The sequence below is a fragment of the Kitasatospora sp. NPDC057542 genome (genome assembly GCF_042801945.1).
Taxonomy (GTDB): Bacteria; Actinomycetota; Actinomycetes; order Streptomycetales; family Streptomycetaceae; genus Kitasatospora.
In genome coordinates, this window is the sequence record NZ_JBHVFE010000250.1 from 1 (window position 1) to 12780 (window position 12780).

The 12780-nt window shown below is 74.4% G+C and carries 12 protein-coding genes and 2 pseudogenes; 6 read left to right on the forward strand and 8 right to left on the reverse strand.

The annotated features are described in order from the left end of the window. The first annotated feature begins 153 nt into the window (after window positions 1-153). Window positions 154-537, forward strand: a complete 384-nt coding sequence (locus ACFU7Y_RS27035) for a hypothetical protein (RefSeq protein WP_380769932.1) — start codon at window positions 154-156, stop codon at window positions 535-537. Window positions 538-627: 90 nt separating this feature from the next. On the opposite strand, the pseudogene ACFU7Y_RS27040 reads toward ACFU7Y_RS27035, so the two are convergent. Together ACFU7Y_RS27040 and ACFU7Y_RS27045 are read right to left on the reverse strand one after the other, a co-directional pair. Continuing rightward, a pseudogene (locus tag ACFU7Y_RS27040) lies at window positions 628-798 on the reverse strand (glycine radical domain-containing protein); the annotation flags it as partial. Further along, window positions 795-1664: a universal stress protein gene (locus tag ACFU7Y_RS27045; protein ID WP_380769927.1), complete on the reverse strand. Its 870-nt coding sequence runs from the start codon at window positions 1662-1664 to the stop codon at window positions 795-797. The pseudogene ACFU7Y_RS27040 and the gene ACFU7Y_RS27045, both read right to left, overlap by 4 nt. A 262-nt stretch (window positions 1665-1926) precedes the next feature. Between ACFU7Y_RS27045 and ACFU7Y_RS27050 the strand changes: the two genes are divergently transcribed. Continuing rightward, a complete protein-coding gene (locus tag ACFU7Y_RS27050; protein ID WP_380769931.1) occupies window positions 1927-3612 on the forward strand; it encodes a GAF domain-containing protein in 1686 nt (561 codons plus the stop codon). An 11-nt stretch (window positions 3613-3623) separates the two neighbouring features. Here ACFU7Y_RS27050 and ACFU7Y_RS27055 read toward each other — a convergent pair whose 3' ends face one another. The 6 genes and pseudogenes from ACFU7Y_RS27055 to ACFU7Y_RS27080 form a co-directional block, all read right to left on the reverse strand. Then, a complete protein-coding gene (locus tag ACFU7Y_RS27055; RefSeq protein ID WP_380769928.1) occupies window positions 3624-4070 on the reverse strand; it encodes a pyridoxamine 5'-phosphate oxidase family protein in 447 nt (148 codons plus the stop codon). Window positions 4071-4165: 95 nt separating this feature from the next. Further along, window positions 4166-4370, reverse strand: a pseudogene (locus ACFU7Y_RS27060) (response regulator transcription factor); the annotation flags it as partial. Between the two features lie 141 nt (window positions 4371-4511). Further along, entirely contained in the window at window positions 4512-5768 is a 1257-nt protein-coding gene (locus tag ACFU7Y_RS27065) for an MFS transporter (RefSeq protein ID WP_380769929.1), read from the reverse strand. Between the two features lie 39 nt (window positions 5769-5807). After that, the gene (locus tag ACFU7Y_RS27070; RefSeq protein WP_224283010.1) at window positions 5808-6812 is read right to left on the reverse strand and encodes a HEAT repeat domain-containing protein; all 1005 of its coding nucleotides are present in this window, start codon (window positions 6810-6812) and stop codon (window positions 5808-5810) included. A 3-nt stretch (window positions 6813-6815) separates the two neighbouring features. After that, complete coding sequence (locus ACFU7Y_RS27075; RefSeq protein WP_380769930.1) at window positions 6816-7487, reverse strand: HEAT repeat domain-containing protein; 672 nt, start codon at window positions 7485-7487, stop codon at window positions 6816-6818. 208 nt (window positions 7488-7695) lie between these two features. Then, window positions 7696-8586 carry a YhjD/YihY/BrkB family envelope integrity protein gene (locus ACFU7Y_RS27080; protein ID WP_224283012.1) on the reverse strand — a complete coding sequence of 297 codons (891 nt, stop codon included), beginning with the start codon at window positions 8584-8586 and terminating at the stop codon, window positions 7696-7698. A 231-nt stretch (window positions 8587-8817) separates the two neighbouring features. On the opposite strand from ACFU7Y_RS27080, the gene ACFU7Y_RS27085 reads away from it, so the two are divergent. The 4 genes from ACFU7Y_RS27085 (at window position 8818) to ACFU7Y_RS27100 (ending at window position 12435) form a co-directional block, all read left to right on the forward strand. Then, window positions 8818-10425 carry an MFS transporter gene (locus ACFU7Y_RS27085; RefSeq protein WP_224283013.1) on the forward strand — a complete coding sequence of 536 codons (1608 nt, stop codon included), beginning with the start codon at window positions 8818-8820 and terminating at the stop codon, window positions 10423-10425. A 295-nt stretch (window positions 10426-10720) separates the two neighbouring features. Continuing rightward, window positions 10721-11236, forward strand: coding sequence for a hypothetical protein (locus ACFU7Y_RS27090; RefSeq protein WP_224283014.1), 516 nt, complete (start codon window positions 10721-10723; stop codon window positions 11234-11236). A 321-nt stretch (window positions 11237-11557) separates the two neighbouring features. Beyond that, window positions 11558-12001 carry an STAS domain-containing protein gene (locus tag ACFU7Y_RS27095; RefSeq protein WP_224283015.1) on the forward strand — a complete coding sequence of 148 codons (444 nt, stop codon included), beginning with the start codon at window positions 11558-11560 and terminating at the stop codon, window positions 11999-12001. Further along, entirely contained in the window at window positions 11998-12435 is a 438-nt protein-coding gene (locus tag ACFU7Y_RS27100; RefSeq protein ID WP_224283016.1) for a hypothetical protein, read from the forward strand. The genes ACFU7Y_RS27095 and ACFU7Y_RS27100 overlap by 4 nt, the downstream gene beginning before the upstream one ends. Window positions 12436-12780: the final 345 nt, after the last annotated feature.

Sequence of the window (12780 nt, forward strand, 5' to 3'; positions counted from 1 at the left end):
GTGCACCTCCCGGCGACCCCCGCCCGGCGCGCCCCCCCCCGCGGGGCGCCGCGCCGCGGCGGCCACTTCCGGGATTCGCCGACGGGTCGTCGGGGTACGCCGTACGCTCGGGCGCAGGCGGCCGGCCGCCGCCCGGACCCGGAGGAGGACGGCGTGGACACGGCTTCCGCACGGCAGGACACGGCTGCGGGGCGCCGCACCGCCGCGCTCGCCGGCCTGCCCGTCGCCGACCACCTGCACGCACCCGGCATCACCCTCACGCCGTGCCGGCCGGTCGACGACGGTGACGACACCGCCGGCGTCGCCGACCTCCGCTGGAACCCCTCCCGCCGCCTGTCCGCCGCCGCCCGCGGCGGGGACACCCCCGCCGCCGAGCGGGCCGCGCACGCCCGCACCGCCGTCCAGGACGCGATGCGCCACGCCTTCGGCGCCGTCCTCGGCGCCTGCGGCCTCGACCTCCAGTGGCGACGGCCGCCCGCGCTCCCGTACCAGCTGCGCGCCTACGGGCTTGCCGAGCAGCCGCTGGTACGGCGCTGACTCCCGCCCGGAGCGACCTATCCGGCGTGGCTCAGAGCCGGACGAGGTCGACCGCGCAGTCGCTGACCCGGATGGTGAGCTGCGGTACTTCTCCGGGTGGTCCGTGGCGTCCGGCAGGGTGTCCCGGTCGAGGACGTTGACGTACCTGTGGAAGCCGTGGCAGGTGACGGGGCCGTCCAGCACGCCGACCAGGCTGCGCACCCGTTCCTCGGAGGTGCGTCCGAGCGCGTCCGGGGCCCGGGGGCGGGGCGGCCGGGTCAGGCGTGCGGCACGACGGCGACCGGGCCGTGGGCGTGGTGGAGCACCGACTGGGCGACCGCGCCCAGCCGGGGCCCGGCCAGCGGGTGGGAAGGCGTGCGCCGTCCGAGCACGACCAGCGAGGCGGTGCGGGAGGCCTCCACGAGCAGCCGGCTCGGGCTCCAGGCACACACCTCCACCTCGGTGCGGACCCCGGGGAACTTGTCCTGCCAGCGCGACAGCGCGTCCTGGAGCCGTACCTGCTCGGCGGCCGCCAGCGACTCCCCGATCTCCCGCTGGTCCACCGGGGCCTCGGTGGTGTACGGCCCGTGGAAGGTGTCGCGGCTCTCCAACACCCGCAGCGGGACGCCGGCGGCCGCCGCGTGCCGGAAGGCGAAGGCGAGCACGACGTCGCACGGCCGGTCGCCCTGCACGCCCACGACCACCTCGCCGGGTCCCGCGGCGGGCTCCGCGGGACCGGCCGGGCCGGCGGGGACCAGCACCACCGGGCACTCGGCCCGGGCGGCGGCGCGCAGCCCGACCGATCCGACCAGCAGCCCGGCGAAGCCGCCCAGGCCGCGCGACCCGAGGACCAGCAGAGCGGCCCGCCGGGAGGCGGCGGCCAGCGCGTAGGCAGGGTTCCCGGGGACGATGTCGCAGGAGACCGTCAGCTCCGGCAGCGCGGCCGTGATCCGGTCCCGGATCGAGGCCACCGGCTGCGGCAGCGGGCTCCCGCCGCCGAGGTCGCGCTCCAGGGCGTCCACCTCGCCTCCCGCGACGTGGACCATCCGCAGCGCGCGCCCGTTGCGGTGGGCCTCGTGGGCGGCCCACTCGGCCGCCGCGGCGCTCTGCACCGAACCGTCGATCCCCACCAGCACGTCGTGCGACATGTCAGCGACCTCCCTGGTCTGCGGACGGCCCCGGCGTCGGCAGCCGCGGTCCCGTCCGGTGACCAGACTCCCGCCGGACCGGTGGTCAGCCCCAGGGGCCGACCAGCCCCGGTCGCGCACCGAAGGTCCCGGCCCGAGGGTCCGCCGGGAGGGCCGGAAGCCGCACGGTTGACACCCCGCGGTTCGTCCCCGTCTGCGACAATCGGCCGCGACCGCGGCGACGAGGAGGGTGCCCGTGAGCGGCGAGACGGTACGGTCACGGATGCCGCAACTGCGGCTGGACGAACTGCTGGAGGAACTCCAGGCACGGATCGACGTGGCCCGGGGCACCAGGGACCGGGTGCACAGCCTGCTGGAGGCGGTGCTGTCGGTCGGCCGGGAGCTGGACCTGACGCAGGTGCTGCGGAGGATCGTGGAGGCCGCGGCCGTCCTGGTGGACGCCCGCTACGCCGCGCTCGGGGTGATCGGGCCGGACGGGGAGACCCTCTCGCAGTTCCACACGGTCGGACTGTCGGACGAGGAGATCGAACGGATCGGGCCCTACCCGACCGGCCGGGGCCTGTTGGGCGAGCTGATCCACCACCCGGCGCCGCTGCGGCTGGCCGACCTCACCGAGCACTCCTCGTCGGTGGGCTGCCCGGCGCACCACCCCGTGATGCGGACCTTCCTCGGGGTGCCGGTGCGCGTGCGTGACGAGGTGTTCGGCAACCTCTACCTGACCGACAAGCAGGGCGGGGAGGAGTTCGACGCCGACGACGAGGCGGTGATCTCCACGCTGGCCGTGGCGGCCGGGGTGGCGATCGACAACGCCCGGCTGTACGAGGAGGCCCAGCGCCAGCAGCGGTGGCTGAGCGCGAGTGCGGAGATCACCCGCGCGCTGCTGTCCGGCGGCTCCCGCTCCGAGGTGCTGGAGCTGATCGCCCAGCGGGCCCGGGAGATCACCGGTGCGGACCTGGCGGACGTCTCCGTACCGGTGACCGGGACCGGGACGGTCCGGGTGGAGCTGGCACTCGGCGGCGACGCGGCCGGCCGGTCGGGCCTGGTGGTGCCGCTGGAGGGGTCCCTGTCGGGTGCGGCCTGCGCCTCGGGGGTGCCGGTGACCACGGTGGACCTGGCGGGTGACCCCCGGCTCTCGGCGGGGCCGAGCCGCTTCGGCGGGCTCGGACCGGCGGTCGCGGTGCCGCTGGGCCGGGCCGAGGGGCAGATCGACGGCGTGCTGCTGCTGGCCAGGGAGGCGGGCCGGCCCGAGTTCTCCGACGGGGAGATCGGGCCGCTGCTGGGCTTCGCCGATCAGGCCGCGCTGGCCCTGGAGCTGGCGGAGCGCCGCAGGGACGCCGAACAGCTGGCGATGCTGGAGGACCGCGACCGGATCGCCCGCGACCTGCACGACCTGGCCATCCAGCGGCTGTTCGCCACCGGGATGACGCTGCAGAGCGCCGCCCGGTTCATCGACCACGCCACCGCCTCGGACCGGGTGCTGCGCGCGGTGGGGGACCTGGACGAGACCATCAAGATCATCAGGTCGACCATCTTCGGCCTGCGGGCCAGGGAGGAGGCCGCCGGCCACGGCCTGCGGGCCAGGGCCGTCCGTACGGTGGAGCAGGCGCAGGCGGTGCTCGGCTTCGCACCGCGGCTGAGCATGGAGGGCCTGCTGGACACCGATGTCCCGTCGGAGGTGGCCGAGCACGTCCTCGCCGTCCTGGCCGAGGCGTTGAGCAACGCGGCCCGGCACGCGGGGGCGGGCCGGGTCGAGGTCGTGCTCCAGGCCTCCGGCGGGCGGGTGCTGGTGTCCGTGCAGGACGACGGCGTCGGCGTCCCCGAACAGGGGCGGCGCAGCGGGCTGTCGAACCTGGCGGAGCGGGCGCGGACGCTGGGCGGGTCGTTCGAGCTGGTCCGCCCGGCGGAGGGCGGGACCCGGGTGGTCTGGTCGGCCCCGCTGCCGGTCTGAACGGGGTGGTCCTAGGACCGGGTGTCCGGCAGCAGGAGCCCGGTGACGAGTTCGGGCCGGATCCGGATGGAGACCTGGCGGGGCGGCCGGACCGCGGGGACGGACGGGTCCTCCCCGGCGGACCGGTCCTCCCGGGCGGGCGGGACCTCCTCGGTGGGGAGCTCCCGGACATCGGCCCGTCCCAGCACGGTCACGCTCCAGCCCGTTCCGTCCGCCTCGTCGATCTCGCCCGCCTCGAACGCCACCAGGGCGCCGGAGACGGCGCGGACCAGTTCCGAGTGCGCGGCGGCGCGCACCAGCACGCTGCCGTCGCCGCCGATCCGGTAGGGGACCGGTCGGACGGCCGGCAGCGCGCCGACCGTGTACACCACGCGGCCGACCGAACTGCCGGCCAGCAGGCGGAAGCAGTGCTGCTCGTCCAGGGCCGGGTGCGCGGCGGGGATGCGGTCGGGTTCCATACCTTCGATTGTTCGCATCGCGCGGGGAACGGGGGAGGGTCGTTCGGTCCCTGCCCGACCGCCGAGTGGACCCGGACCGGGGCCGGGAGCCGGCACTACGCGGGGGCGAGGGTCCGGGTGGCGATGAGGGCGGCCCGGACGCGCCGCTCCGCGCCGAGCTTGGCGAGCAGCCGGGAGATGCGGTTCTTGAGCGTCTTCTCGGCGAGGTGCAGCCGCTCGCCGATCTGCCGGCTGCCGGTTCGTCAGCCCCTTGCCGCTGAGGGCCAGGATCTCCCTTTCCCGTTGGGTGAGTTCGGGCAGGCCGGGCTCCTGCGGAGAGCGGGCGCGGCGCGCAGCCGGGCCGTCGGGCGGCCGGTGACGCCGGCCGGTCCCGGGTCCCGGGCCGGACCTCGGCCAGGGCCGAACGGCCCGGGTCCGTCGGTCCCGCGCGCGTGGTGCCCGTCAGGGAACGTCGGCCTCCTCGCGCAGGTCGCGGACACCGTGGGCGATCCGCCCTGCGACGGCCCCGCCCGCAGGCCGCCGCAGGGGTGTGCGGAGGCGGTGGGCCAGGGCGCCGGCCGCTACGCAGATCGCCAGCGTGGTCCAGAGCAGCGGGGGGTTCTGCAGGCCCAGGCCGATGACGGCCGGCCCGACCGCGTAGGACACCGTCCAGGTCAGCTGGAACAGGGACATGTACGGTCCTTCGTCGCCCTTGGGCGCCATGGCCACCGCCGCCGCGGCCGCGGTCGGCTTCGAGGCCAGCTCGGCCAGCGCCAGGACGGCTGCCACGAGGACCGCGAGCGGGCCCTGGAGGGCGTGCGGGACGGTGGAGATCGTCGCGGTCAGGGCGATGGCGCCGGCCACCGCGCCGATCGACAGGCGCAGGACCCGCGACCGGGTCCAGCCGGACAGCCGGCGGCTGATCCGCATCTGCAGGGTGGTGGCGGTGGCGTAGCGGACGGCGACCACGACGGTCGGCCAGTAGGCGGCCTGGTGGAGGCTCTCCACGAGGTAGAGGGGGAAGGCGACCGTCGGGATCAGCCAGGCCGCCGACAGCAGCGTCTGGGACACCACCAGGGAAAGGAAGGGCCGGTCGCCGAGCGCCGCCCGGGTGTTCGACCTCGCCGCCCGGTGGCCGGGCCGCTCGGCGGCCGGCACGGCGACACCCAGCAGGAGGACGGCCGCGAGGAGGGAGCTCGCGCTGTTCAGGGCGAGTGCGACCTGTAGGCCGCGCCCGCCGGCGAGCGCCATCAGGGCGGTCGCCCCCAGGGTGCCGACTCCCAGGGAGGTCGTCCTGAGCACGGTCACCGCGGAGAACCAGTCGGTGAGTTCCTCCGGCTTCGCGAGCCGCGCGACCATCGTGGGCCAGGCGGCACCGTAGAGCCGGTCGGCGGCCGTCACGACGAAGGTGACGGCCGCCACGGTGAACAGGTTCCCCACCGCGAAGAACAGGCCGTACCCGAGCGCGGTCAGGACATTGCTGAGGAGCAGGCAGGACTTGGGCCCCATGGCCTGGACGAGCCGCCCGCAGAGCGGCACGACGGCGAAGGACGCGACCGACCCGACCGTCACGGCCGTGCCCGCGGAGGCCGCCGGGAAGTGCCGGACGGTGACGAAGAACAGCAGCGACAGCGGCAGGAAGACGCCGGAGCCGAACGTGTCGACCGCCACCGAGAGGAAGAGCCGCCGCTGCCGACGGAACCGCCTGGCCCCTGTCACGCCACCCCCACCGTCGAACCCGCCCCCGAAGCCGACCCGCTACCGCGTGTTGCGCAGCTTGAGAATGTACGTCGCGGTCAGCGCGACCGCACGGTCCTCGTCCTGTGACAGTTCCTCCAGGGCGCGGGACGCCGTGCCTCCCGGGACGTCCGCGAGCGCCTGGGTGAGCCGCCGGCGGGCGTCCGGTCCGACGGTGTCGTGGGCGAGGCGGTCGACGAGCCCGGTGGCGACCCGGTCCGTCAGCGCCGGGTCGCTCGCCAGCGCGCCCAGGGCGTCGGCCGCGTCGGCGTCGTTCACCGCCTCGACGATCATGCCGATGAGCGTCGGGACCGCGTCGGCCACACCGCGGGCTCCGAGCGCCAGGGCCGCGTGCCTGCGGACCACGGCGTCGGGATTCCCGAGGGCGTCCCGCAGCAGGGCCGTCGCCGTCCCGTCCGGCAGCTCGGCGAGGGACCGGACGGCACGTTCGCGCACCTCGGCCGCGGGTGAGCGCAGGCCCTCCGCGAGCAGCGCCGTCCCTTCCCCGCCCGCCTGCGCCAGAGCCCAGCGGAGGGCTCCGGCGACGTTCGGGTCCGATTCGCCCAGCACGGCCTCGACCAGTGCCTCCACCGGCACCGGAGCGTCCTCGCCCGCGGACAGGGCCGCGCGCTGGCGCGCCCCCGGGCTCTTCGACTCCAGGGCCTGGAGCAGCGCGACGACCCGCAGGACCCCCTCCCAGCCGGCGGGTTCCGCGGCGTCGATCCGCCGGAGCCGGGTGAGCAGCTCCGTCTCCGCCGCGATGCGCTCGCGGGTCCGGCGGATGAGGTCGTCCACGAGCTCCGCGGGCGCGAAGCCGGGGTCGTCGAGCGCCCGCCCGACGTCGCGCAGCGACAGGCCCAGCGACCGCAGGCTCTCGATGTGGAAGATCCGCCGGATGTCCTCGTCCGAGTACCGGCGGTAGCCGGAGCCGGTACGCCCCGTCGGCTGCACCAGCCCGAGCGATTCGTAGTGCCTGAGCATGCGGGCGCTGACCCCGGACCGCCGCGCGACGTCGCCGATCAACACTGCCTACCGTCCCTCCCGGCCGCCCCCGCCGAGGGCCACCGTGCGCTTCGCCTCCTCGATCGCGAACTCGAATCCGGCATCCGGGTCGCGCCACAGCCGTTCGGTGGCGAGCGCGTGCCCGCGCACCCGGGGATCGAGGTCCGTCGTCGCGGCGCTCAGCGTCGGCAGCATCACCTCCCCGAGCGCGATCAGCGCCCGGCTGAGGCTCAGCTGCGTCTCGTGCCCGCCGCGCCCGAGCTGAGCCGCCAACACTACGGCCAACGCGCGCCCGCCACCCTCGGGCACGAGCACGACCGCGGCCCGCCAGGCACTGCGGGCCACCTCCTCGTCGGCGTCGGCCAGCAGCGCGGGCGTGATCGCCGGCCACGCCCGCCGGTCCCCGATCTTGGACAGTGTGTGCAGGGCCTGGCTCCGTGCCTGCGCACGCTCCGAACGGACCTCGCCGACCAGCAGCGGGACCGTCAGGGCCGCCTCGTGCCGGGTGAGTGCCCAGGTGAGCATCTCGCGCACGGAGAACTCGGGTTCGACCGCGCACCGTTCGACGAGCCCGCCGACGTACCCCGGGTCCGGGGCCGTGCCGACGGCCATCGCCGCCCGCAGACGGACCGACGAGTCGTCGTGCCCCAGTGCCCGGAGCGCCCGCATCGTTTCCGTGTCCTCTTCCGGTCTGGCCATCAGGACCACCTCCTTGGCAGCAGTGAAGGCCTTGTCACTGTGTCAAGGTCAAGCGGTCGGGCCGGGCCGACCGCCGCCGAGGCGTTCGCGCAGACGCGGCCTGCGCACGAAGGCCCCCGGAATCGGGGGGAGGGCGAAGCGGGCTGCGAGCACCCCTGAGGTGAGCAGCATGCCCCGCCCGCCTGGCGGACGCACGCCCCTTCGGCCCTCAGTCCTCGTCCTCCGGGGCCGGCTCCGGAGTCGCCAGCAGCCGGGCCAGCCGCCCCTGGCCCGCCACCACGTACCCGGCGCCGATCCCGAGCGTGATGACCGTGAACACCAGAATGAGCCAGCTGAGCAGGGTGAAGACCATGCCGAGCGGGCCGAACTGCGTCACGCTGCGGTTCAGCGAGCGGGGGACGTAGAGCTGCGACACCCATGTGAACGCCGTCAACCCGGCACCGGTCAGCACGGCCCCCGGCAGCAGCGGGAGCCAGGGAACGCGGCCACCGAGCAGCAGGTGCTGGGTCCACCACCAGAGCAGAGCGGCCGTGATCAGGTAGAGCACGGCCCCGAGGCCCTCGCCCGCCCCGAATCCGGTCCGCACCTGCCCCTGGAGAACCAGGGCGGTGAGCCACACCAGAAGCCAGGCCAGCCACCGCCACGCCGCCAGCCGCCCTGCCAGATGCGGCAGGTGCCAGCTCCGCTCGCACAGACGTTGCAGGATGCGGCTGCAACTCGTGGCCGAGAGCAGGGTCACCAGGATCCCGATGGCGCCGAAGGTGTTGGCGCTGGAGCTCGGTTCGCTGGGCTGGAGCGCCCCCTTGACCTCGTCGAGTGAGGCGCCCCGGAGCCCCAGAACGATGCGCAGGGACTCGGCGACGCCGCTGCGTACCTCCTGGGGCATGAAGGCGGCCAGGGCGAACAGCACCGGGATGGCGGTCAGGAACGTCTGGGCCGCGAGGCGGGTGGCCATGTCCAGGACGTGGATGTGGAGCAGCTGGGCGGCGAGTCGCCGCAGGAACGGGACCTCGTGCAGGGTGGCCGTCCGCCCCCGCAACCAGGCCGACCTGGTGCGGATCCAGTCGGCGCGGCTGGTCCGACCACGCGGTGCCGCCACTCCGCGCTCCCTCCGGCCGATGCCTGCACCCCGGTCCGCCGCGGCTCGTCGTCGGCCCGAGCGCTCCGGATTCCGTCCAAGACTGGGCGACGGGACGGGGTGCCGCACCTCGGGTGGCCCGCCGTTCGGCGCAACGCACCGGCCCACGACGGGCGGCCGGGCCGCGCGGGTACGAGGGTACGAGGGCCGGGGGACACGAACCGCGGGGGTCGGTGAGCACGAGGAGTCACGGTGAACCGCTGGAGAGCGCTGATCATCCTGGGCATGGCGCAGTTCCTGATGGTGCTCGACGCGTCGGTGATGAACGTGTCCATCAGCCGGCTGGTCGAGGACTTCGACACCGAGGTCACGGCGATCCAGGCGGTGATCACCCTCTACACGCTCGTGATGGCCGCGTTCATGATCACCGGCGGAAAGCTCGGCGACATGTACGGGCGCCGTCGGGTGTTCACGGTCGGGCTGGTGGTCTACGCCGTGGGGTCGGCGATCACGGCGGTGGCGCCCACCCTGTGGCTGCTGGCGCTCGGGTGGTCGGTGATCGAGGGCCTGGGCGCGGCGCTGGTCCTTCCGGCACTGGCCGCGTTGGTGGCCGGCTCCTACCAGGGACAGGACCGCCAGACCGCCTACGGTGTCATCGGCGGTCTGGCCGGGGCGGGCATCGCCGTGGGCCCGCTGCTCGGCGGATGGCTGACCACCTACCTGACCTGGCGGCTGGTCTTCGCCGGCGAGGTCGTCCTGGTGGTGGTCATCCTGTTCCTGCTGCGCTGGATCGAGCCGCAACCGGCACCGGAGCACCACGCGCGGCTGGACGTGGTCGGTGTGCTGCTGTCGGTGGCCGGGCTGGGACTGGCGGTGCTGGCCGTGCTGCAGAGCAGTTCCTGGGGCTGGCTGAAGCCCCGCAACCCGCCGTTCACCGTCCTCGGATACTCGCCGACCTTCTTCGTCATCGCGCTGGGCGGGGTGCTCCTGGTGCTGTTCCGGTCGTGGGAGCTGCGCCGGGAGCATCCGCTGGTCCGGTTCACGCTGTTCGGCGTTCCCCCGCTGCGGTCCGGCCTGCTCATGCTCTTCAGTCAGAACCTGATCCTCCTCGGGCTGTTCTTCGTCATCCCGCTGTACCTCCAGGCCGTGCAGGGCCAGAACGCCTTCCAGACCGGTCTGCGGCTGCTGCCGGTGTCGGTCACGATGCTCGCCGCCTCCATGTCCGGCCCGTTCCTCAGCCGGTTCGCCTCGCCGAGAACGGTGGTGCGGATCGGCCTGCTGGTGCTGTTCGCCTCGTCCCTGTGGTTGGTCGGCACCGTCCGGCCGGAGCTCGACGACCTGTCGTTCGCGCTGGCGATGGGCCTCCTGGGGATCGGCCTGGGACTGCTCGCCTCGCAACTGGCCAACGTCGTGCAGTCGAGTGTCGGGGAGGAGGACCGCAGCGAGGTCGGCGGGCTGCAGTACACCGCGCAGAACCTCGGCTCGTCGCTCGGCACCGCGCTGATCGGCGCCATCCTGATCGGTGCCCTGACGGCCGCGTTCGGCTCCGCCGTCGCCGCGGACCCGCGGATCTCGGACGCCGTGAAGCAGCAGGCCGGCATCAGGATCGCGGCGGGCGTCACCTTCGTACCCGCGGACCAGCTCTCCACCGCGCTCGCGCAGACCACCGTTCCGCCGCAGGAGGCGGACGCCGTCGTCGGCTCCTACCGCGAAGCCCAGCTCGACGGCCTCAGGGTGTCGCTGTTGGCCGCCGCCGGGATCACGCTCACCGGCTTCGCCTTCACCGGTCGCCTGCCCGCCGGGCGCGCGTCGGTCGGCAGCGGGGGGACCCGGAAGGACGGGGTGACGGTTCGGGGGTAGGGCCGCGCGGGTTTCCGGTCAGGTGCCCGCCGGCACGGGTCGGCCGTGGCTCCGGGTGGTGCCGGCGTCATGTCCGTTCCTACCGGTGCGGCCGGGGCACCGCGGTCCGTCCGAACGGGGCAGCGACCGCGGTCCGTCCGAACGGGGCACCGACCGCGTGGCATCGGTGCGGGGCGGTCGGCCGCGCCCGGATCCACCTGCGGAGGTGAGGCCGGAACCCGGGGAAGCGGCGATGATGGCCGCAACGGACCCATCGGTCGTCTCCGGCGCGGGGACGGGAGGAGGCGTCGTGACCATGCCCCGCAGTCGTACCCCCGCCCCGCCCGGACCGGCCCCGGGCGGACCCGGGAACCGGACGGACTACGCCGGCGCGGTGTACGGCTCGATGCTCGCCGCCTCCGTGATCGCGGCCTCCAGCGTCCACGAACCGCACCCGCGGCTGTCGCTGATCCTGCTGCTGGTGATCACCGGGATCGTCTTCTGGATCGCCCACGTCTACGCGCACGTGGCAGGACAGCGCGAGGCCGGCCGCCGGGTCACCTGGAGGCAGGTGCGCGAGGTCGGCCGGCACGAGTGGCCACTCGTCGAGGCGTCGGCGCTGCCGGCCCTGGCTGTGCTGGTCAGCCCCTGGCTCGGGGCGGGGGAGAACGCCTGGCTCGCGCTCGGTGTCGCCGTGGCACAGCAGGTGGCCTGGGCGACGCTGGGCGCCCGCCGGGCCGGTGCCGCGGTGGGTCCGGCCGTCGTCGAGGGTGCGGTCAACCTGCTCCTGGGCCTGGTCATCGTGGCGGCCAAGGTGGCCGTCGGGCACTGAACGGCTCCGAGCGGGTGATGCCGCCGTCGAGGAGCCGCTGCTGCTGCGGGCCGGGTGTACGGCGTGGCCGACCCGCCGCCTCGTTCGTCCGGGTGGCCCAGTCCGGCGTGCCGGACGAGGGACGCGGTCGAACGGCCCACGGAGGCGGTGGACGTGAAGGTGGACGGCCCGGCGGGCGCCTCCGACGTGGCCGCCTGTGCGGTCGCACGGGCCACCGCCGCGGTCCGTCCGTCCCACGACAGGACGGAGATCCGGTTCTACCGTGAACGTAGGACCGCCGTTCCGGGTCCTTCCGTCAGCCGAGCTTCCCAGGCGGTGGCCATGCGAGCCGACGACTTACTGCGCACCGAGACCGGGCCGTACCGGGACACCGTGCTGGTGTCGCTGGTGGGCGAACTCGACATGGCCACCGGGCCGCTCGTGACCGATGCCGTCTCCCGGGCCCTGGCGGCCGGTCCGTCCCGGCTGGACCTCGACGTCTCCGCCCTCACCTTCTGCGACGCCTCCGGTCTGCGCGCCCTCCTCCAGGCCCGGCGGGCGTCAGGCCTGCGACACGTCGAGTTCCGTCTCGTCGGCGTCCGGCCAGGGCTCCGCCGAGTCCTCGCACTCCTGCGCGCCACTGATCTCCTCCTCCCCGAACCCGCACCCGCACCGGTCGGGAACCGGACGGGTGTCGCGTCCCCGGAGCACCTGCGACCAGCTGCTCCACCGTCCCGCCTCCCGCTGCCCGAGAGGCGGTTCCCACCGAAGGAGTCACTGTCATGACCAGCAGCGTTTCCGGAGTCGGCAGTAGCAGCCAGATCCCCCAACCCCAACGGCATCCCTATGCGACCGGGTGGACCATCTTCGCGGGAGTCATGCTGATCACCGGCGGCCTGATGGCGATCTTCGAGGGGATCTCCGCCATCGGCAAGGACGACCTGGTTTTCGTCACCCGCAACTACGTGTACTCGCTGAACTCCGCGGGGTGGGGGTGGATCCACCTCATCCTCGGGGTCTTCATCGTCGTGACGGGTGTGGCGGTCTTCAGCGGCGCCGTCTGGGCCCGTGCCACCGGTATCGTCGTCGCCGGGCTGGGGATGATCGCCAACTTCCTGTGGCTGCCCTACTACCCGGCCTGGGCCATCGTCCTGATCGCGATCGACGCCTTCGTCATCTGGGCGCTGTGCGTCGGCCGCATCGAGAAGGGGACCGTATGACCTCCGAGAACGCCTGTCCCTGACAGCGTGACCGACCCGGATCCCGGCATCCGTCCGGGATCCGGGCCGGTCCGTGCCCACCGGGCGGGGCACCGCCGGCCTGCCCACGGGAACAGGACCCACCGCGATCGGCCGGGACGGGACGGCGTCCGTACACGATGCCTGACCGCCGGGCCGGGCCGGGAGCGGGCTCCGGCCGCGTGGCGGGCAGGCTGTGACGCCCGGGTGAAGGTCATGAGTGGGGCCGGTGATCGGCCGTTGATCGGGCATAGACGGCGAGCCTGGAGCATCGGGAACCGGAGGGACCGGGTTCGGCGGCCACAGCCTGACCACCGGGTCCCGCAC

Coding starts and splice junctions, on each gene's coding strand:
- ACFU7Y_RS27100 (WP_224283016.1), top strand. CDS start 11,998: ATGACCAGCAGCGTTTCCGGAGTCGGCAGTAGCAGCCAGATCCCCCAA.
- ACFU7Y_RS27090 (WP_224283014.1), top strand. CDS start 10,721: ATGCCCCGCAGTCGTACCCCCGCCCCGCCCGGACCGGCCCCGGGCGGA.
- ACFU7Y_RS27055 (WP_380769928.1), bottom strand. CDS start 4,070: ATGGAACCCGACCGCATCCCCGCCGCGCACCCGGCCCTGGACGAGCAG.
- ACFU7Y_RS27095 (WP_224283015.1), top strand. CDS start 11,558: ATGCGAGCCGACGACTTACTGCGCACCGAGACCGGGCCGTACCGGGAC.
- ACFU7Y_RS27050 (WP_380769931.1), top strand. CDS start 1,927: ATGCCGCAACTGCGGCTGGACGAACTGCTGGAGGAACTCCAGGCACGG.
- ACFU7Y_RS27075 (WP_380769930.1), bottom strand. CDS start 7,487: ATGGCCAGACCGGAAGAGGACACGGAAACGATGCGGGCGCTCCGGGCA.
- ACFU7Y_RS27045 (WP_380769927.1), bottom strand. CDS start 1,664: ATGTCGCACGACGTGCTGGTGGGGATCGACGGTTCGGTGCAGAGCGCC.